The organism is Stappia sp., from assembly GCF_048268045.1.
Taxonomy (GTDB): domain Bacteria; phylum Pseudomonadota; class Alphaproteobacteria; order Rhizobiales; family Stappiaceae; genus Stappia.
On sequence record NZ_JBLWWG010000010.1, the window covers coordinates 130,536 to 150,330 of the forward strand.

A 19,795-nucleotide genomic window follows, 5' to 3' on the forward strand; every position below is an offset into this window, starting at 1 on the left:
ATCGGCGAGGTGAAGGCAGATCAGCCCTTCTGGCGACGCAGGATGCGCTCGATCTCGCGGTTGGAGCTGGCGGCGGCTTCCTTCAGCGCCACATCCGGCTTGATCTCGCCGGCAAGCGTGCGGTCCAGCGCGCTCTTCAGATACTCGCGCACACGGTGGTAGCCCGGGACCTGGAGGAATGCGCCGGCATAGGCGGCCTGGTCGAGGGCCACCTTGGCAGCCGGAACCTCCTGCAGATAGCTCTGCATCTCTTCGGATTCCCAGGAGGACTTGCGCACCGCGAGGTAACCGGTCGCCTTGCTCCAGGACGCCTGGTTCTGGGTGTTGGTCATCCAGCGGGCAAAGGTCCAGCTGGCTTCCTTCTGGGTGTCGGTCTGGTTCTTGGCGATCATGAGCGGACCGCCGCCCTGGGCCGCGCCGTAGGTCTTGTTCTTCGGCATGAAGGCCACGCCCACGTCGAACGGCGCCGACGTGCGCAGGTTGGTCAGCGAGCCCGTCGAGTGGTAGAGCATCGCCGTGCTGCCGGCCATGAAGTCGTTGGCCGAGCCCTGCCAGGTGGACGCGGGCGCCATGACGCCTGCCTCGACCATCTTCACCCAGAACTCAAGCGCATCGATCGCCTCGGGACGGTCGAACAGGACCTTGTCCTTCTGCCACGGCACGAGCTCGTTCTGACGGCAGTAGCACTCGAACATCCAGTCGTGCCAGCCGCCGCCGATGATCAGGCCCCAGCGCTTGAGCTCGCCGTTCTCGCGGATGGCGAGCGCCTTGGCGGTCTCGAGAAGCTCATCCCAGGTGTCCGGCGCCTTGGTAATGCCGGCAGCACGGAAGGCGTCCTTGTTGTAGTAGAGCACCGGTGTGGAGGGCTGGAACGGCAGACCGTAGAGGCGATCGTCGGACACGCAGGTGTTCAGGAACCCCGGCAGGAAATCCTGATAGATGTCGTCGCCCTTGGCCAGGTCCGTGACATCCTCAAGCGCGTCGAGGCCGAGGAAGGTCTGGAGCGCGGAATTGATCGGCAGCCAAAGTGCGGGAGGCTCGCCGACGCCCAGGCTGGTGATCACCTTCTGCTCGGTGTTGTCGTAGCTGCCGGCATAGACAGCCTCGACCTCGATGTCCGGGTGCTCGGCATTGAAGTTGGCGATCATGCCGGAGATGATCTTGTTGATATCGCCGGAAACGCCAACCGGATACATGAACTGGAGCTTGGTCTTGCCAGCGGCCATGGCCGGGCGGATCACGCCCGACATCATGCCGGCGAGAGGAGCTGCCGCGCCGAGCGCGAGGAGATGGCGGCGGGAAATGCCGGAATTTGTGGATTTCATGCGAGAGACCTCCATGAGCTTGTGGAAATTCGCAAGACCACGCATGTACAGGCCACACAGCACCGCCTCTGCGCCCAGGGACAAGGCAGAGAAAGCACTTTAATTCAGCGACTTCAGCGAAATCTCACCCTATGAGATGGTTTCGCCGCAGTCGGCTGCGGGCCTTCATGTGAAGGAGTTGACGAATTCGGATTCCAATATCGTCAACTTCCAAAACAGTTTTGTGACGAATGCCCCCTCTTCCCATCTGACGCGAACAAAAAAGCCCCGCCAGCGGTGCGAACCGCGGGCGGGGCCGGTCGAGCTTGCGATGGGGCCTTGCTCGATCAGAACTCTTCGGACATCGACGTCACTGTCTCGAGGAAGGCATGATCGAGGGTCACGCCAATTCCGGGACCGTGCGGCACCGGCATGCGCCCGTCGCGCGCTTCCAGCGGCTCGTTGACGATATCCTTGGTGAAATAGCGGCTCGAGCTTGAGGTATCACCCGGCTTGCGGAAATTCGGCAAGGTCGAGAGATGGATGTTGTGCGCCCGGCCAATGCCGGATTCCAGCATGCCGCCACACCACACCGGCACGCCCCAGGCCGCGGCCAGATCGTGGATGCGGCGCGATTCCAGATAGCCGCCGACGCGACCGACCTTGATGTTGACGACCCGCGTCGCATCCATCTCCATCGCCTTGCGCGCCTGCTCGGCGGTGCGAATGCTCTCGTCGAGGCAGACCGGCGTCTCGATATGACGCTGCAGGAAGGCATGATCGTTGAGATCGTCGTAGGCCAGCGGCTGCTCGATATACTCGAGACCAAAGGCGTCGAGCTTCTTCAGGTGCCTCAGGTCGGCGAGCGTATAGGCTGTGTTGGCGTCGACGCTCAACTTGGCGCGCGGAAGCGCCTTGCGCACGGCCGCGACCAGTTCGACGTCATGGCCCGGCATGATCTTCAGCTTCACCCGCTTGTAGCCAAGCGCATCGTGATCGCGTGCCTTTTCGACCGTCTCGGCAATGCCGTCGATGCCGAGTGACACGCCGACATCGACGGCGTCGCCGGTGCCGCCGAGGACGCTCTTCAGCGGCAGGTCGAGGGACTTGGCCCACAGGTCCCAGAACGCCATCTCGATCAGCGCCTTGGTCATGTAGTGACCGCGCCAGGGCCGCAGCACGGCTTCCAGCGCTGTCGGGTTCTCGAAGCTCTTGCCGACGACAAGCGGCAGCAGCGTGTCGCGCAGGCAGCCGAGCGACCCGGAGATGGTCTCGTCCAGATAGTCGGGATGTGGATCGACGACGCCCTCGGCGATGCCCTCGAGATCACCGCTGCGAAGGACCAGCAGCGGGAAGGTCTTATCGTAGGCCGTGCTGTTGGAGACCGTGAAGGGCGTGATCAGCGGAAGGTTCACAAGGCGCAGCGACGCGCTGTCGATGCGAAGGGGCGCACGCGTGCCGGCGGAAGGTGTCGTTGTCATCGTTTCCTCGAGGACTGGGTATTCCGGAAGGGGGCGGGAGAGCGAAGGGAGCGTTCAGCCTGCGGGGCCGGCGAGGCTCGGTACGGTCAGGGCCGAGGCGAGCAGCCGGCGCGTATAGTCCGTCTTCGGTGCGGAGAAGATCTCGTCGACGCCGGCCAATTCCAGCAGCCGGCCGCCCTGCATGACCGCGACCCGGTCGGCGATGTATTCGACGACGGCGAGATCGTGAGAGATGAAGAGATAGGTGAGATCGAACTCCGCCTTGAGTTCCATCAGCAGGTTCAGCACCTGTGCCTGGACGGAGACGTCAAGCGCCGAGGTCGGTTCGTCGCAGATCACAATCTCCGGCCGTGAGATCAGAGCGCGGGCGATGGCGACACGCTGCCGCTGGCCGCCCGACATCTGGCTCGGATAGGCGTCCATCATGCGTTGCGGCATGCGCAGGATGTCGAGCAGATCCTTCACCCGCTGCCGCCGCTCCGCCGCTCCGGCCGAACGGTTGATGACCAACGGCGCCTCGATGATGCGGCGCACGGTCATGTGCGGGTTCAGCGAGGAATAGGGATCCTGGAAAACCGGCTGCACCTTCTGTGCGAGCTTCCGGCGCGGTATCCGGGTCACGGGTGTCCCCTCGACCAGCACCTGCCCCTCGGTCGGCCGGTCGAGGCCGAGCAGGATACGCGACAGCGTGCTCTTGCCGCTGCCGGACTCTCCGACCACTGCCAGCACTTCGCCACGTCGTAGGTCGAACGAAACGTCGTCGAGCGCCTTCAGGGTTCGCGCCGGTGCGAACAGGCCGCTGTCGAGCGGAAAGACACGCGAAACGTTCTGCACCTGGATAAGGGCTTCCCTCATGATTCCGCTCCCTCGCCGTTCTCGTCCCAGGTGACCGCGCCAAGCGTGTCACGCCCCCACCGCATGCCGCGGCGCGGCACCGCGGACAGAAGCGCGCGCGTGTAGGGATGCGTTGGATGCGACAGGAGCTCGTTCACCTCGCCGCGCTCCACCGTGCGCCCGCCGTGCATCACCTGCACTTCGTGGGCGATGTGAGAGACAACGCCGATGTCATGGCTGATGAAGATCATGGCCAGTCCCCGCTCCTTCTGGAGATCGGCGAGCAATTCCAGGATCTGCGCCTGCACGGTCACGTCGAGCGCCGTGGTCGGCTCGTCGGCAATGATCATCTCCGGCTCGCACATCAGCGCCATGGCGATCATGACACGCTGGCGCAGACCGCCGGAAAGCTGATGCGGATAGACCCTGAGCCGGTCGGCCGCCTGCGGAATGCCGACCCGCTCGAGCAGCGAAACCGCGCGCTCCTCCGCCTCGCGCCGCGAGGCGGAACGGTGCCTGAGATAGGTTTCGCGCAACTGTCGGCCAACGGTCAGCACCGGGTTCAGCGCCGTCATCGGCTCCTGGAAGATCATCGACAGCCGGTCGCCGCGGACATCGGCCATCTCGCGCTCCCCGAGGCCGGAAAGGTCGAGCCCGGCAAGACGCATCTCGTCCGCCTCGACGCGGATGCGGGAATTGAGCAGCCGCATGATCGCCAGCGAGGTGATCGACTTGCCCGATCCGCTTTCACCGACGATGCCGAGCGTGCGTCCGCGCTCCACGGTGATGTCGACGCCACGCACCGCCGGCAGCTCGCCGTCGTGGGTCGGGATGGTGACGTTGAGGTTGCGGACACGGAGCACCGGATCCGCCTTGGCATCCTGCCCGCTCATGCCCGGCCCTCCGGCGAGAGAACATCGCGCAGGCCGTCGCCGATCAGGTTCACTGCGAGAACGGTGATGGCGATGGCGGCACCCGGCAGGGCGATCAGCCTTGCGTCGAAGAACACCATGCCCTTGCTCTCCGCCACCATCAGTCCCCAAGAGGGGGTTGGCGGCTGCACGCCCAGACCGAGGAAGGACAACGCCGATTCAAGCAGGATCGCGTGGCCGACCTCCAGCGAGGCAACGACGAGCAGAGGTCCGAGCAGATTGGGCAGCAGCTCGACAAGGAGAATGCGCGGGGTGCTGCTGCCCATGGCAAGGGCGGCAGTGACGAACTCGCGCGAGCGCAGCTGCATGGTCGCCGCGCGGATGACGACCGCGAAACGATCCCAGAGCAGGAGGCTCAGCACCGCGATGACGATCCATAGACGGCCGCCGTAGATCGAAACGATGGCAAGCGCCACGAGCACCACGGGCAACGCCAGCCGCGTCGAGATGGCGAATGTCACCACCGCGTCGACCTTGCCGCCATAGTATCCGGCCACGAGCCCCAGCGTCGTGCCGATGAGCCCGGAGCCGATGGCGGCGCACAGTCCGATCAGCAGAGAAACCCGCGCTCCGTAGAGAATGCGCGAAAGATAGTCGCGGCCGAGCGCGTCGGTGCCGAACACATGTGCCCAGCTTCCGTTCTCCGCCCAGACCGGCGGCACCATGCGGCTGGCCAGATCCTGAGCGTTGGGATCGTAGGGCGCGAGCAGAGGCGCAGCGAGCGCAACGAAGACAAGAAGGGCGATGATCGTGCCGCCGATAACCAGGCCGGGGTGACTACGGGCCCGGCGCAGCAGGATCTGGCGCGGCGAGAGCCCGGGGGAGATGGCTGTGTCTGTCATGGGTCAGCTCACTCGGATGCGCGGGTCAAGCCAGGCGTTCACGATGTCCGCCAGGAAGGTCAGCCACACGTAGATCATGGCGTAGAGCAGGATGATCGCCTGGATCGTGGGAAAGTCGTTGCGGGCGATGCTCTCCCAGGCAAGCAGGCCAACGCCCTTGATGCTGAAGACGCTTTCCACGACGACCGAGCCGCCGAGAATGAAACCGAACTCCACCGCCGCGACGCTGATCACCGGCAGCACCGCGTTGCGGATGGCATGGCCGAAGAGCACCTGGTTGGGCAGCAGCCCCTTGGCCCGGGCGGTTCGCACATAATCCGACTGCAACGCTTCGATCATGCCGGCACGGCACAGGCGCAGCATCGAGGGCACGGCATAATAGCCGAGCACAACAGACGGCAGCACGAAGTGGGCCAGCGTCTTCGACCCGGAAACAGGCAGAAGATGGAGTTTCACCGCGAAGAACCAGATGAACATCAACGCCAGCCAGAAGCTCGGCGTCGCCTGCCCGATGGTGCCGATGGCCAAGGCCAGACGGTCGGGAAAACGGTTTTGAAAGACGGCCGCGAGCATTCCAAGCGGGATCGCCATGACAACGGCAAGCGTAATCGCGAGCGCGGCAAGTGTCGCGGTCGCCGGCAGTCGCTCGGCCAGCAGATCGACCACAGGCTTGCTGAAATAGAAGCTGTCGCCGAAATCGCCGGAAACGGCTCTGGCCATCCAGCTGCCATATTGCACGAGGATCGGCCGATCGAAGCCGAAGCGCTGCCGAACAACGTCGATGTCGGCCTGGGTCGCGCCCTCGCCGGCGATGGCGACCGCCGGATCGCCCGAGGCGAACATGAGCCCGAAGCTGAAGGCGGAGACGGTCAGCGCCACCAGCAGCGCGATGACCAGCCTCTTCAGGGTGAAGCGAAGCATGAAGCTTTCCAGATATCGGGGGCAACCGCCCGTCGCATACGGACGGCGAACGGAGACGCGCAAAGGACGTCGGGCGGGCGGGGCATCGCCCCGCCCGCCCGTGCGGTCACTTCCAGCTTGTGGCGTAGAACTTCGGCAGCTCATCCGCCGTCGGGGCGAAATCGAGCTGCGAATTGAAGCTGTAGTTCTTGGTGTAGGTGAAGAGCGGCAGCCAGTAGACCTCCTCGGCGATGCGCTGCAGCGCTTCCTTGTAGGCCGCGCGACGCTCGTCCGGATCGGACGAGAGATCGCCCTTGCGGATCGACGCCTGAACCTGCTCGTCGTTGGCGGGATCATCCGGGCCGCCGCCGAAGAAGTAGCTGGTGATCGCGGACACGTCCGGGATCGAGGACGAGCCCCACGTCATGTTTGCGACCTGGGCCTTGCCGTCAACGATGAGCTCGCGCGCGGCGGCGTATTTCATCCAGCGCAGGTTGGACTTGATACCGACCTTGCTCAGATCGCCCATGATCGCCTCGGTGACCTCACGGTCACGATAGCCAACCATGTTGACCTCGATGTCGCCGGAATAGCCGGCCTTTTCCAGGAGCTCCTTCGCCTTCTCCGGCGAGTAGTCATAGGACATGACGTCATTGGTGCAGCCGAACTGGACCGGATGACAGGCAGCGTTCACGACCTCGCTGTTCTCGCCCATCAGGAACTTGGCGATGCGGCCGCGGTCGATGGCATGCGCAACCGCGCGGCGCACGTCGAGCTTGGTGAAGGCATCGGTACCGCTGGTGCCCTTCAGATCGAAAGTCAGGTAGCTGATGCGCATGGTCGGCGCGTTGACCGAGGTGATCTGCGGCGCTGCGGCAAGGGCTGCCGCCTGATCGTTGCTCAATCCCCAGATCCAGTCGATGCCGCCCGTCATCAACTCGGCCACCTGGGCCGAAGCGTCGGATACGGTGCGGTAGGTGATGGTCTCGATCTTCGGGGTGCCCTTGGGGCTGTCGGCGAAGTAGTCCGGATTGACCTCCATCACCACCGTATCGCCCTGGCTGAGCTCGGCGACCCTATAAGGACCGGTACCGACCGGCTTGACGGCGGCATAGCGCTTGGAGCCGTCCGAGGCGGTCTCGGCGGCGTCGAAGTGCCCCGCGGGCAGGATCGGCAACACAAGTGCAAGATTGGAGAGAATCGCCGGGAACGGCTCGTTGAGATGCAGGCGGATCGTATGGTCGCCCGTCTGCTCGGCACCCTTCAGCCAGCGAATATCGCCGTAGTTGAGAACGCCGTTCGCCTGATCCGTGATGAAGTTGAACGTATAGACGACATCCTCGGGGCCAAAGCTGCTGCCGTCGTGGAACTTGACGTCATCGCGCAGCTCGAATTCCCAGGTGGTCGGGTCGACCTGCCGGAAGGACTTGGCGAGCAGCGGCTCGAACGTCTCGGTCTCCTGGTTCCAGTAGACCAGACCGTCGTAGACGTGCTGGGCAAGCACGATCGCCTCGCGGGAGGTGTCGTAGTAGGGATCGACGGCCGCGACCTCCTTGGCCCCGGACCACGTCAGGCTGTTGTCATCCGGACCGGCCAGCGCCGGCATGGAAAGTGTCATCAGCACACCGGCAAGCAACAGGCCGGCATTCTTCCTCAGGATCATCATCTGCAATTCCCCTTTTCAGTCAGACAACATCATCGCTTTTCGCTTGCGATTATCATTATTTGATATTGATGGGTACTATTTAATTTGATAGCCTTGCCTCCTGTCAAGAGCACAGAGACGCTGAGATCAGGATTTGCTGGAGAAGATCGATCTGATGTCCGAACCCGACCGTCCACAGGTGCTATCCGCTACCCTTGAGAAGGGACTTCGGGTTCTGCAGGTCTTTCGTGGAACCCACGAGGGGCTGAGCCTGACCGAAATCACGCAACGCACGGGGCTGGAGAAGAGTGCCGCCCAGCGGCTGACCTACACGCTTCACGCGCTCGGCTACCTCGACAGGGACGAAAAGACCCGTCGTTACGCGCCCGGCCTGAAGATGCTGGACCTGGCATATGCCTATCTCATCCACGACAGGCTGCTCGAACGCGCGATGCCGCGCATGCTGGAGGCCAGCCGCAGCCTCAACACCACCGTCAATCTCGGCATCCTCGACGGCTGCGAGGTGGTCTACAAGGCGCGCATTCCGCACACGGCCATCGCCTTCGACAACATGCTGATCGGCGTGCGTCAGCCGGCTGTCGTCACAGCCGTGGGACAGGCCATTGCCGCCTTTTCAAAAGACAGCGTGCTGGACCGGCTCCTCGCAAACGGCATGCCGGATCCTGTCACCGCCTTCACCTGCCGCAACCCCGACGAGGTGCGCGGCCGGGTGGAGAAGGCACGTCGATGCGGCTATGTCATTTCAGTCCAGCAATTGCTTCTGCAGGAGATCGTGGTCGCCGCACCGGTGATCGGGCCGAACCGACAGGCCATCGCCGCGATCAGCATTCCAGTTTACATGCCAGACTGGACGCCGGAGCGGGTCGAGACCGAACTCGTCCCGGCAATCACCGAAACCGCTCGCGCCATCTCCTCGAACTTCATGCAGAAATAACCGCCTCGGCCGACTGGCCACCGCTGATCGTTCAAAGTCGCGCTTGTCAGCCGGCGGCGCTGCGCGATGTGGACAGACCGTAGAGGCGCTCGACCGCGGCCGCATCATCGAAGGCGTCGCGTGCGGAGGACAGAAGCCCCTCATACCCCAACCGCGCCCCCCAACCGCGCCATCGAGATGATCGTCCCGGCTCCTGCCGGCGGCGGCACGGACGTGTCCGCCCACAAGCTCGCCAAGCTGCTCGAGAAGGAACTGGGGGCCTCCATCGCCATCATGAACATCGCCGGTGGCGGCGGCTCGGCGGGCGTGACGTGGTTCATGTCGGCCAAGCCGGACGGCTACAAGCTGCTGGCGACCTGGAACAGCCCGATCATGACGGTCTCGCAGGTTCAGCCCGTCGCCTATGACAGGAACAGCTTCACCCCCGTCGCCTCCACCTCGGAGACAGTCTACACGCTGTGCGTCAAGCCTGACTTCCCGGCCAAGACGGGCGCCGCGTTTCTTGCCGCGCTGGCGGACAACCCGGGGAAGTACACCTACGGCAACGACGGCATCCCGCGTTACACCTTCGGCGAACCGTGGCTGCTTTCGGGTCGCGACCTGATTGTCATTCTCCTCGGCCTCTACGCGCTGCCGCCGGTGCTCCATCTGGCCGAGGTCGCCGACAAGGATCCGGAAAGCTTCGGCACGGGACGCGTGGAAGGCGTGGCGGCGGCGGAATGCGGCAACAACGCCACCTCGATGATCCCCGCCCTAACCCTTGGCATCCCCGGCAATGTGATCGCCGCCCTTGTCCTTGGCGCGTTGATGATCCACGGGCTCCAGCCGAGGTCGCAGCTCTTCAACCAGAGCCCCGGCCTTGTCGGCGGGTTCATGGTGCAGATGCTCATCACCTCGGTGTCGATCTTCTTCGTCGGCGGCGCGGCGGCAACCCGCGTCTTCGCGCAGGTTCAACGGCGGCGCGGCGTTCTTCTCGTGCCGGCGATCCTGGTGCTCATGCCCGTTGGCGTCTATGTGATCAACGGTCGGATCGTTGATCTCTGGGTGATGCTCACGGCTGGACTGGTCGGCTACGTCCTCGAAAGGTCGAGGTGCCGCTCGCCCCGATCATCCTCGGCCTCATCCTCGGGCCGATGGCCGAGCAGAACATCCGCCGCGCCCTGCTTCTCAGCCGGGGCGACTGGACACCCATCGTCACGCAGCCGATCTCCGCCGTCCTCGCGCTCGCAACGCTGGCGCTGATCGTCTGGCCGCTGGTCAAGTCCCGGCGAGGCCGCGCCCGGACAAAGGACGGCTCCGGCACGCTGTCTTGATAAAGGTCCGTTCGAGGACTACTCCCGGGGTCGCGCCAGCACGAAACGGAGGATGCGACGGGGGCACATGACGACAGCGACAGCAATGATCGGCGAATTGCTTGCCCTGCTGCCGGAGGCGGAGAGCGATCTGCTCGAACGCGTCTGCCGCGCCGACGACACAGGCTTGCCGGACGCCGGTCAGCCGCTGTCCCTCAGCCTGGCACGCCGCCTCCCCGGCACGGTGCGGGTCAACCGAGCGACCGGGCGGCTGACGATCCCCTCGCCCCAGCAAAAGGCTCTTCTGCTCTCCGTTTTCGACGGCAACAGCGCGGAGGGCGTCGAGATACGTGACTTGCCCGCCGTGCTCACGACGATCCGCGCTTTCCAGGCCGTCGGCGAGTACGAGGAGGCGGCGGCCCTCTTTCGCAAGGTCGGCGGGTTCTACTTCATCCACCTTTACGGCCTCGACATCTGTCTCGATATCCTGAACGGCTTCCCCCCTGAAATGGTGACCGAGAACGAGGTGCTGATCGCGGCGTCGGCCATGCACGCGCTCAAGTCCGGCAATATCAGCCGCGCGCAGCACATGATGGGCGAACGCTTCGGCTCGGGTTTTCTGTCGCTGGAGACCGGTACGTTCAGCAAGGCTTTTCCCGCAAGTCTGCGCGTCTTCCGCTTCGTCATGGCAATCTACGAGGACGCGCCGATATCCCAGCAGATGCGTCAGCGGCTGTTCGCGTTGCTCGGCGAACTCGCTGTCGACGACCACCTGCATCGCGGCGGCTTCTACAACGCGATGCTGACCTGCGCGATCGACCGGCATGAACTCGCCCTCGCCGAGGAGCTGGCGAACCGGGCGCAGCACCACTACCGCATGGCGGAAGCCCATCTGCTGGTCTTTTATGTCGAGCTGCACAGAAGCCTGGTCGCGCTTCAGCGCGGTCGCATGCGCGATGCGTCCTCGGCGCTCACGGGTGCCCGCGCTGCGCTTGAGCGGGTCACCTTCGAGACACCAGCCGACTGGCGCCTGCTCACCATGATCGAGGCGATCATTGCCTTCGAGGACGGCGACACAAGCGCGCTGCTGCGGTTCATCAACGAGGAGTTCGACCAGTTCGCCTATGGCGAGATCTGGCCGAGCATCGTCGAACCGGCGCTTGCGGCCGGCAGTCAGCTCCTGCTGGAACAGATAGGGCTTGGCGCCGCCCTCACCTTCCTCGACCGATGGCGTGTGCAGGAATGGCGCTCGCGCCGCTTCAATCTCGCCATCACCATGCGCGAGGTCGATGTTCTGCAGCGGGCGCGGCGCTGGCAGAACGCGGCAGACAGGATGATGTCAGTCCAGTCGCGCATCAACCTGACATGGATCGAAAGCGCGGAAGAGGCGCTCACCCGGCTCGTGGACCCGATGGAGATCGATCTGGCGATGGGCTGGCTGCGCCATCTGATCGAGCAGGTGCCCAACCGGCCGCTGCTGCGTGACCAGATTGCCGCCCTGCTGCGCAACGACAATGTTGGCGAGCGCAACCGCGGCCGGCTTCAGCTCTGGGCGGCATACCTCGCCCGTCTGGATCGAGACATTTCCACAGCGCGACGCCAACTCGCCAACGTTCTGGAATCGGTCGCCCAGCTCGGCATCCACGCCCATCTGCTCGGCGATGCCGGCCTGTTCGAGACCCTGATCGGCGACAAGCGAATCGCCTCGCATGTCATGTCGTCCTCCGAACGGCGCACGGCCGCTCGCCAGTTGAAGGCACGGCTTTCCGGGGGGGATGCGGAGCGCACGCCGTTGACGCGGCAGGAACTCCGCGTGCTGAGGCTCGTTGCCGAGGGCGGCACCAACAAGTTCGTGGCCCGCCAGATGAGGATTTCAGAGGTGACGGTGAAATTCCACCTGTCCAATGCCTACCGCAAGATGGGGTGCCGCCGGCGCGGCGAGGCGATCGCCGCCGCCCGGGCACTCGGCTGGGTTTCCTAACCTTCTTCCATCAGCCCCGAGACAGCCGAAACAGTCCCGAGATCAGGCCGCACGCTCCCGATCACACGGTCGGAACGGGATAGGTCTGCGTGTTTTTGCGAGCACAAAACCTATACCAATTATGAAAAAACCTATTCGTATGACTTGTTGTGCGCTGCCTGCATCCCCCTTCAAGATGGGTTGAAAGCGCGAGCGCCAAGCGCCGCCGACCCTCTGGAGACGAGCGAACAGTCGATGGGATCGAGCTATCTGCTTCTGCTTTTGAAGAGAATCCTGGGCTTCATCGGGGTTCTCTTCGTCCTCTCGCTGATGATCTTCATTCTCGCCCGCGTCGTGCCGGGCGACCCCGCACGCATCGCCCTGGGACCAAGCGCCACGCAGGAGCAGGTCGATGCCATGCGGCTTTCCATGGGGCTCGACCGACCGATCATCGAGCAATATGCCAGCTATCTGTGGAACGGCCTGCATGGCGATCTCGGCCGATCGCTGATCTCCGGCAAGGCGGTCAGCGGAGAGATCGCCTCCCTGCTTCCCGCGACCCTGGAACTGGTCCTGGTCACGGTGATCATCATGATCGCCATTGCCGTACCGCTCGGTGTCGTCACCGCCCGGCACCGCAATTCGTGGATCGACAACTCGGGCCGCTTCTTCTCCATCGTTGGCGTGACGATGCCGAGCTTCCTGTTCGCGATCCTGCTCCAGCTCTTCGCCGCGCACTTTCTTTCCGACTGGCCGCTTCTGGGGCGCATCGACCAGAACCTTGCCGTGCCGCACGGGCCGACAGGTTTGCTGCTGATCGATTCGCTGCTGGCCGGTCGCATGGATGTCTTCGTCGACGCGCTGCGCCATCTCCTCTTCCCGGCTCTGGCGCTGGCCATGTCCGGCATCGGCCAGATCACCCGGATCACCCGTTCGGCCATGATCGAGCATCAGCGTCGCGACCATGTGCTGACGCTGAAGTCCTTCGGCGTGCCGGACCGGGTCATCGTCTTCCGCTATCTGCTGAAGCTTTCCTCAATCGCCCCGCTCACCATCCTCGGCCTCGAGTTCGCATCGCTGATCGGCAACGCCTTCGTCGTTGAGATGGTCTTCTCCTGGGGCGGTTTCGCGTCCTACGGGCTTGAGGCGATCCTCCAGAAGGACCTCAACGCTGTGATGGCTGTGGTGCTCGTTTCCGGCGTCTTCTTCGTTGTCGCCAACATCCTGATCGACCTCGTGTTGCTCATGCTCGACCCACGCCTGCGCCTGAAGGAGGAACGCTGATGGCGCTTGCCAACGACAGTCAGGAAGCCCTCTCCCCGCGCTACATGGCCTGGTACCGCTTCTCGCGGAATCCGGCCGCGGTGATCGGTGCGCTCATGGTGCTCTCGGTCATCCTGATCGCGATCTTCGCGCCACTGATCGCCCCCTTTCCCGATCACGCCGGCGCGGTGGTGAATTTCCGCGCCCGCCACGCGTCTCCGGACTGGACCTACCTGCTCGGCGCCGACAAGGTCGGTCGCGACATCCTGTCCCGCGTTGTCTTCGGCTTCCGCGTCTCGCTGCTGCTCGTCGTCGGCGTACTCGGCATCGCGGTTCCCGTCGGCACGGCCCTTGGCCTGCTCGCCGGCTATTTCACCGGATGGATCGAGAAGACGATCACCGGCTTCACCAACGTCATGCTGGCGATCCCGCCGCTGGTTATGGCGCTTGCCATCGGCAACGTACTGGAGCCGAACCTGGTCAACGCGATGATCGCGATCACCCTGCTGTGGTGGACCTGGCATGCACGCCTTGTCTACCGGGTCGCGAAGTCGGTCGCGGCAGAGGATTTTGTCGAGGCCTCGCGCCTTGCTGGCGCCAGCCACTGGCACATCCTGACGCGCGAGATCCTGCCGAACTGCGTCTCGGTGATCTCCGTCAAGACCACGCTCGACGCCGCCTTCGTCATCCTCTTCGGCGCGACGCTTTCCTTCCTCGGTCTCGGGGTGAAGCCGCCAACGCCGGATCTCGGCTCAATGGTCGCCGACGGCCGCCAGTTCCTTCCCGAAATGTGGTGGGAGGTGCTCGGACCGGGCTTCGCGATCTTCTATGCCACGCTCGGTTTCAACCTGCTGGGCGACGGCCTGCGCGACATGTTCGACGTGGAGGTCTGAGCCATGACCAATCTCCTCGAGATCAAGGACCTCAACGTCGCCTTCCGGACCTATGGACGGCGCCAGCACATCCTCAAGGATGTGGCGCTGACCATCCCCGAGGGCGGGCGGGTCTCGCTCATCGGCGAGACAGGTTCCGGCAAGTCGGTGACCAGCAAGGCGATCCTCGGCACGCTTCCGGGCAACGCCGACGTCGAGGGCGGAGAGATCCTGTACCGGGGCGAGAACGTTCTCGCCATGCCGCCGGCGCGTCGCGAAGGGCTCAAGGGTACGGCCTTCTCGATCATCATGCAGGACCCGCTTTCCTCCTTCAATCCGGTGTTCCGCATCGGCCGGCACCTCGACGACGTGATGCGCTTCGCCGATGCGCGCATGGGCGTGCGGGCGTCCTTCGCAGACCGCAAGGCGCGCATCTTCGACGTCCTGCGCAAGGTGCAGCTCTCCGATCCGGAGCGGGTGTTCCATGCCTATCCGACGCAACTTTCCGGCGGAATGCGCCAGCGCGTGCTGATCGCCCTGTCGCTGCTTCACCAGCCCGACCTGCTGATCGCGGATGAACCTGGAACCGCGCTCGACGTGACCACCCAGGACGAGATCATGAAGCTGATCAACAGGCTGGTCTCGGACAACGGCCTGTCGCTGCTGATGATCACCCACAATCTCGGCGTCGTGCGCCAGATGGCCGACGATATCTACGTTATGCGCCACGGCGAGATCGTCGAGCACGGGCGGCTGACGGACCTGTTCCACCGGCCGCAGCAGGCTTACACGCGCGAACTGGTCGAGGCGATCCCGCCGCTCTACGGCGACAGCGTCACCGATCAGCCTGCCTCCGACGGGGCTCCCATCGTGGAGATGTCCGGCGTTTCCAAGGTGTTCGAGAGCCGGCCGCTTCTCGGCAAGGGATCGCGTCATGTAGCGGTGAACAACGCCACGATATCTGTCCGCAAGGGCGAGATTTTCGGCCTTGCGGGGGAATCCGGCTCCGGCAAGACGACGGTCGCGCGCATGATCATGGGGCTGGTGCGGCCGACCGGCGGCACGATTTCCATGGACGGCGCTCCGCTCGACGCCCGCACCGCCGCGCAACGCCGCAACCGCATCCAGATCGTCTACCAGAACCCGGGCACTTCGCTGAACCCGAAGCGCACCGTCGGCCAGACGCTGGCCGTGCCGTTGAGCTTCGCCGGCATCCGAGGCGAGGCCGCGCAGAAACGCATTTGCGAGCTGCTCACGCAGGTCGATCTGCCCGAGAACTTCATCGCGAAATATCCGCACGAGCTTTCCGGCGGCCAGAAGCAGCGCGTGGCGATTGCCCGCGCGCTTGCCGCAGAACCGGAAATCGTCGTTCTCGACGAGCCGACATCGGCGCTCGACGTGTCTGTCCAGAAGAACGTCATCGCCCTGTTGACGCGGTTGCGCGACGAACTGGGCCTGACGTTCCTCTTCATCTCCCACGACCTTTCGCTGATGCGCAATTTCTGCAGCCGCATCGCCATCATGCTGAAGGGCGAAATCGTCGAGAGCGGCGAGCCGCGCGACGTCTTCGCAGATCCCCAGCATCCCTATACCCGCGCGCTCATCGCCGCCGTTCCGGTGATGACCGAGGAAGAAGAACGGCAAAAGCCCCGCGTCAGCCTCGAGGAGCGCCAGCGCTACCTCGTCGACGCGGTCGCCTGAGCCATCAGCTACGCAACGGAAAGAGAGACCGATGTATCGTCTTGGAATTGATGTCGGTGGCACCAACACCGACGCGGTCATCATGCAGGGGCGCAACGTCCTTGCCGGCGTCAAGGCATCGACGACGGAAGACGTCACCGGTGGCGTGCTGGAAGCGCTGGAGGCTGTGATCCAGAAGGCCGGCGTCGACCGCGCCCGGATCGGCAACGTGATGATCGGCACGACGCATTTCACCAATGCCGTGATCGAGCGCAAGCACATCAACCCTGTCGCGGCGATCCGCCTGGGTCTGCCGGCGACCGCCTGCCTGCCGCCCATGGTGGACTGGCCGGACGACCTGCGCGAAGCCGCGGGCGGACACGGCTACATGGTGCGCGGCGGTTACGAATTCGACGGCCGCGAGATCGCGCCGCTCGACCTGGACGAAATCGACCGCATCGCAGACGACATCAAGGCAAAGAAGATCGTCGCGGCGTCCATCAGTTCCGTCTTCAGCCCCATCAACCGCAACATGGAGGAGGTCGCCCGCGAGCGCCTTCTTCGCAACTGCCCGGACCTTCAGGTCGTGCTGTCGAGCGACATCGGCCGCATCGGTCTGCTGGAGCGCGAAAGCGCCGCGATCATGAACGCGAGCCTGCTGGCGCTCAGCGACCGGACGGTCGACGCCTTCGGTCACGCGCTTGCCTCCGCCGGCCTCGACTGCCCGTTCTTCATCACCCAGAACGACGGCACGCTGATGGCCGCCGAGACGGTGAAGAAGTTCCCGGTGCTGACGTTTGCCTCCGGTCCGACGAACTCGATGCGCGGCGCGGCGTTCCTCACAGGCGTGCGTGACGGCATCGTCGTCGACATCGGCGGCACCACCACGGACATCGGCGCGCTGCAGCACGGCTTCCCGCGCCAGGCCGCGACCGTCGTCGACATCGGCGGCGTGCGCACCAACTTCCGCATGCCCGACGTGTTCTCCATCGGCCTCGGCGGCGGCTCGCTCGTGCGCGAGGCAAAGGATGGCTCCGTCACCGTCGGCCCACAGTCCGTCGGCTATCGCATCTCGAAGGAAGCCATGGTCTTCGGTGGAAGCACGATGACGGCGACCGACATCGTCGTTGCCCTTGGCGAGGCGCATGTCGGCAGCACCCCCGATGCGGTCAAGACGATCGATCCGCAGGTGCTGGCAAAAGCGCGTGCCGAAATGACCGCCATCCTCGAGCGTGGCGTCGAGCGCAGCCGCATCTCCCCCGATCCGATCCCGGTGATCGCCGTCGGCGGCGGCTCGATCCTGATGCCGGACCGTCTCGGCGATCTGGAGGTCATCCGTCCGGAGAACTTCGCCGTCGCCAACGCGGTCGGCGCGGCCATCGCGCAGATCAGCGGCGAGGTCGACCGGATCTTCGCCCTGGAGAACGGCCTGACACGCGAGACCTGCCTGAAGCAGGCCGAGGACGAGGCGCGCGCCAAGGCAATCGCCGCCGGCGCGGTCGCCGAGACTATCGAGACCATCGAGCGCGAGGACGTGCCGCTCGCCTATCTGCCGGGCAACGCCACGCGCATCCACGTCAAGGTCGTGGGCGAGATGGGAGGCATCAATGCTTGACGTGACCTCCAAGACCTGGGCCCTCGACGAGGCCATGGTGGATGCTCTGGAGATCGGCTCCGGCATCCTCGGTACCGGCGGCGGCGGCAATCCGTACATCGGCAAGCTGCGCGCGCGCCAGGCCCTGCGCGAGGGTCTCGACCTCAAGGTTCTGCCGCTCGCGGAGCTGCCCGACGACGCCAAGGTGGTGTCGCTTGGTGGCATCGGCGCGCCGCTCGTTTCCTTCGAACGCATCAAGGAGGGGCGCGAGGGCCTTCGCTGCGTGCGGGCTCTCGAGGAGCGCCTCGGCATCCGCGTCGACGCCATCGCCTGCGAGGAGATCGGCGGACAGAATTCCATGGAGCCGCTGATCGTGGCGGCGATGGCCGGCCTGCCGGTGGTGGACGGCGACGGCATGGGCCGCGCCTTCCCCGAGATGCAGATGACCACCTATTCGATCTACGGCCACCGCTCGACGCCATCGGTGATGTGCGACCTGCACGGCAACGTGGTGATCTTCGACCACGCGGTTTCGGAAAAGTGGCATGAACGCATGGCACGCGCCTGTGTCGTGGCCCAGGGCGGCTCTTCGGTGCTGGCAAGCGCGCCGATGACCGGCGCTTTCGTCAAGCAGTATTCGATCCCGGACTCCTACACCAAGGCGATCTCGCTCGGGAACGCGGTTCTGGAGGCACGGCGCAGCAACACCGATCCGATCCGCGCCGTGTGCGACAGCGAGGACGGAACGGTCGTCTTCCGCGGCAAGATCAATGACCTGAAGCGCCACCTGCGCGGAGGCTTCGTCACCGGCGAAGCCATCCTCTCGGGCTTCGACAGCTACGAGAACGACACCGCCTCGGTGCTGATCCAGAACGAGAACCTCGTCTTCTCGCGCAACGGCGAAGTCGAGGTGATCGTCCCCGACCTGATCGTCATCCTCGACATCGATACCGGCGAGGCGATCACGACCGAGATGCTGCGCTACGGCCAGCGCGTCGCCGTGCTCGCCCTGCCCTCGCATCCGCTTCTGCGCTCGCCGGAAGCGCTCGAGGTGGTCGGCCCGACAGGGTTCGGCTTCACCGACCTCACCTGGCGCCCGATGCGGGCCAGCGGCAAGGGAAGCGCGTCATGAGCTCCTTCTCCGTCTCATCCACGGACATGGAGGCGATCGCGCTCGGCGGGGCCTTCCTGGCCACCGGTGGTGGCGGCGATCCCTACATCGGCAAACTGATGGCGCAGGCGGCAATCGCCGCGCACGGGCCCGTCACCGTGATCCCGCCCGACGCGGTCGCCGACGACGCACTCTGCGTCCCGGTGTGCATGATGGGCGCTCCGACTGTGATGCTGGAGAAACTGCCGAACGGCCGCGAGGCGCATGAGGCGCTGGAGCAGCTCGAGGCCTACCTCGGCCGCAAGGCCGACGCGCTGGTATGCATCGAGGCCGGCGGGCTCAACTCCACCATTCCCTATGCGGTCGCCGCCGCGACCGGGCTGCCGCTCGTCGACGGCGACGGCATGGGCCGCGCCTTCCCCGAGTTGCAGATGGTGAGCTTCACCATGCACGACATCAAAGCCACACCGATGGTGCTGGCCGACGACAAGGGCAACAGCTCGGTGCTCAAGGCGATCTCCAACCGATGGACCGAGCGGCTCGCCCGTTGCCAGACGGTGGAGATGGGCGGTGCCGCGCTGGTCGCGCTCTACCCGATGACCGGCGCTGAAATGAAGCGCGGCATCCTGCGCAACACGATGTCGCTCATCAAGGAAATCGGCGAAACCATCGCCTCGGAACGCAGGGCGAACCGCAATCCGGCCGAGGCGCTGATCCGTCGGCTCGACGGCCGGAAGCTCTTCACCGGACGCGTCGTCGACATCGAGCGGCGCACCGAGGGCGGCTTTGCACGCGGCAAGGCGATCTTCAAGGGCATGGACGAGGACGAGGGCCGCACCTTCACGGTCAACTTCCAGAACGAGTACCTGATCGCCTCCGACGACCAGGACCGCCTTCTTGCCGTGACCCCGGACCTGATCTGCGGCGTCGACGCGGACGGCGGCTTGCCGGTGACCACCGAGCAGCTCCGCTTCGGCCTTGCCGTGACCATGATCGGGCTCGCGTGCGACCCGCAATGGTCGACGCCCGCCGGCCTCGATCTCGTCGGCCCAGGCTACTTCGGTTACCCGCACGATTATGTGCCCATCAAGGAGCTGTCCCGCTGAGAAGGACAGCCGTCGAATTGCTAC

At 64.8% G+C, this 19,795-nt stretch carries 16 protein-coding genes; 9 read left to right on the top strand and 7 right to left on the bottom strand.

All coding sequences use genetic code 11. The features are described 5' to 3' along the window. Positions 1-20 precede the first annotated feature (20 nt). From ACN0WF_RS16200 to ACN0WF_RS16230, 7 genes are all read right to left on the bottom strand, one after another. The gene (locus ACN0WF_RS16200; protein WP_417773815.1) at positions 21-1,325 is read right to left on the bottom strand and encodes an ABC transporter substrate-binding protein; all 1,305 of its coding nucleotides are present in this window, start codon (positions 1,323-1,325) and stop codon (positions 21-23) included. A gap of 326 nt (positions 1,326-1,651) precedes the next feature. Further along, entirely contained in the window at positions 1,652-2,785 is a 1,134-nt protein-coding gene (gene menC, locus ACN0WF_RS16205) for an o-succinylbenzoate synthase (RefSeq protein ID WP_417773816.1), read from the bottom strand. A 54-nt stretch (positions 2,786-2,839) separates the two neighbouring features. After that, positions 2,840-3,640 carry an ATP-binding cassette domain-containing protein gene (locus tag ACN0WF_RS16210; RefSeq protein WP_417773817.1) on the bottom strand — a complete coding sequence of 267 codons (801 nt, stop codon included), beginning with the start codon at positions 3,638-3,640 and terminating at the stop codon, positions 2,840-2,842. Next, positions 3,637-4,512 carry an ABC transporter ATP-binding protein gene (locus ACN0WF_RS16215; protein ID WP_417773818.1) on the bottom strand — a complete coding sequence of 292 codons (876 nt, stop codon included), beginning with the start codon at positions 4,510-4,512 and terminating at the stop codon, positions 3,637-3,639. Before ACN0WF_RS16215 ends, ACN0WF_RS16210 begins: the two co-directional genes overlap by 4 nt. Beyond that, positions 4,509-5,393 (bottom strand): ABC transporter permease, encoded by an 885-nt coding sequence (locus ACN0WF_RS16220; RefSeq protein ID WP_417773819.1) that lies wholly within the window; start codon positions 5,391-5,393, stop codon positions 4,509-4,511. Before ACN0WF_RS16220 ends, ACN0WF_RS16215 begins: the two co-directional genes overlap by 4 nt. Before the next feature lie 3 nt (positions 5,394-5,396). Beyond that, positions 5,397-6,314 carry an ABC transporter permease gene (locus tag ACN0WF_RS16225; protein WP_417773820.1) on the bottom strand — a complete coding sequence of 306 codons (918 nt, stop codon included), beginning with the start codon at positions 6,312-6,314 and terminating at the stop codon, positions 5,397-5,399. Between the two features lie 106 nt (positions 6,315-6,420). Further along, complete coding sequence (locus ACN0WF_RS16230) at positions 6,421-7,959, bottom strand: ABC transporter substrate-binding protein (protein ID WP_417773821.1); 1,539 nt, start codon at positions 7,957-7,959, stop codon at positions 6,421-6,423. Positions 7,960-8,113: 154 nt separating this feature from the next. On the opposite strand from ACN0WF_RS16230, the gene ACN0WF_RS16235 reads away from it, so the two are divergent. From ACN0WF_RS16235 to ACN0WF_RS16275, 9 genes are all read left to right on the top strand, one after another. Continuing rightward, a complete protein-coding gene (locus tag ACN0WF_RS16235; RefSeq protein ID WP_417773822.1) occupies positions 8,114-8,893 on the top strand; it encodes an IclR family transcriptional regulator in 780 nt (259 codons plus the stop codon). Between the two features lie 120 nt (positions 8,894-9,013). Further along, positions 9,014-10,135, top strand: coding sequence for a tripartite tricarboxylate transporter substrate-binding protein (locus tag ACN0WF_RS16240; RefSeq protein ID WP_417773823.1), 1,122 nt, complete (start codon positions 9,014-9,016; stop codon positions 10,133-10,135). 138 nt (positions 10,136-10,273) lie between these two features. Further along, positions 10,274-12,166: a response regulator transcription factor gene (locus tag ACN0WF_RS16245; protein ID WP_417773824.1), complete on the top strand. Its 1,893-nt coding sequence runs from the start codon at positions 10,274-10,276 to the stop codon at positions 12,164-12,166. Between the two features lie 234 nt (positions 12,167-12,400). Then, on the top strand, positions 12,401-13,429 hold the full coding sequence (locus ACN0WF_RS16250; RefSeq protein WP_417773825.1) for an ABC transporter permease: 1,029 nt from the start codon (positions 12,401-12,403) through the stop codon (positions 13,427-13,429). Continuing rightward, the gene (locus ACN0WF_RS16255) at positions 13,429-14,301 is read left to right on the top strand and encodes an ABC transporter permease (protein ID WP_417773826.1); all 873 of its coding nucleotides are present in this window, start codon (positions 13,429-13,431) and stop codon (positions 14,299-14,301) included. Before ACN0WF_RS16250 ends, ACN0WF_RS16255 begins: the two co-directional genes overlap by 1 nt. Positions 14,302-14,304: 3 nt before the next feature. Next, positions 14,305-15,981, top strand: coding sequence for a nickel ABC transporter ATP-binding protein NikE (nikE, locus tag ACN0WF_RS16260; protein ID WP_417773827.1), 1,677 nt, complete (start codon positions 14,305-14,307; stop codon positions 15,979-15,981). A 31-nt stretch (positions 15,982-16,012) separates the two neighbouring features. Then, positions 16,013-17,575: a hydantoinase/oxoprolinase N-terminal domain-containing protein gene (locus ACN0WF_RS16265; protein WP_417773828.1), complete on the top strand. Its 1,563-nt coding sequence runs from the start codon at positions 16,013-16,015 to the stop codon at positions 17,573-17,575. Then, positions 17,568-18,686 carry a DUF917 domain-containing protein gene (locus ACN0WF_RS16270; protein WP_417773829.1) on the top strand — a complete coding sequence of 373 codons (1,119 nt, stop codon included), beginning with the start codon at positions 17,568-17,570 and terminating at the stop codon, positions 18,684-18,686. The genes ACN0WF_RS16265 and ACN0WF_RS16270 overlap by 8 nt, the downstream gene beginning before the upstream one ends. After that, entirely contained in the window at positions 18,683-19,771 is a 1,089-nt protein-coding gene (locus tag ACN0WF_RS16275; RefSeq protein ID WP_417773830.1) for a DUF917 domain-containing protein, read from the top strand. Before ACN0WF_RS16270 ends, ACN0WF_RS16275 begins: the two co-directional genes overlap by 4 nt. The last annotated feature ends 24 nt before the right edge of the window (positions 19,772-19,795 follow it).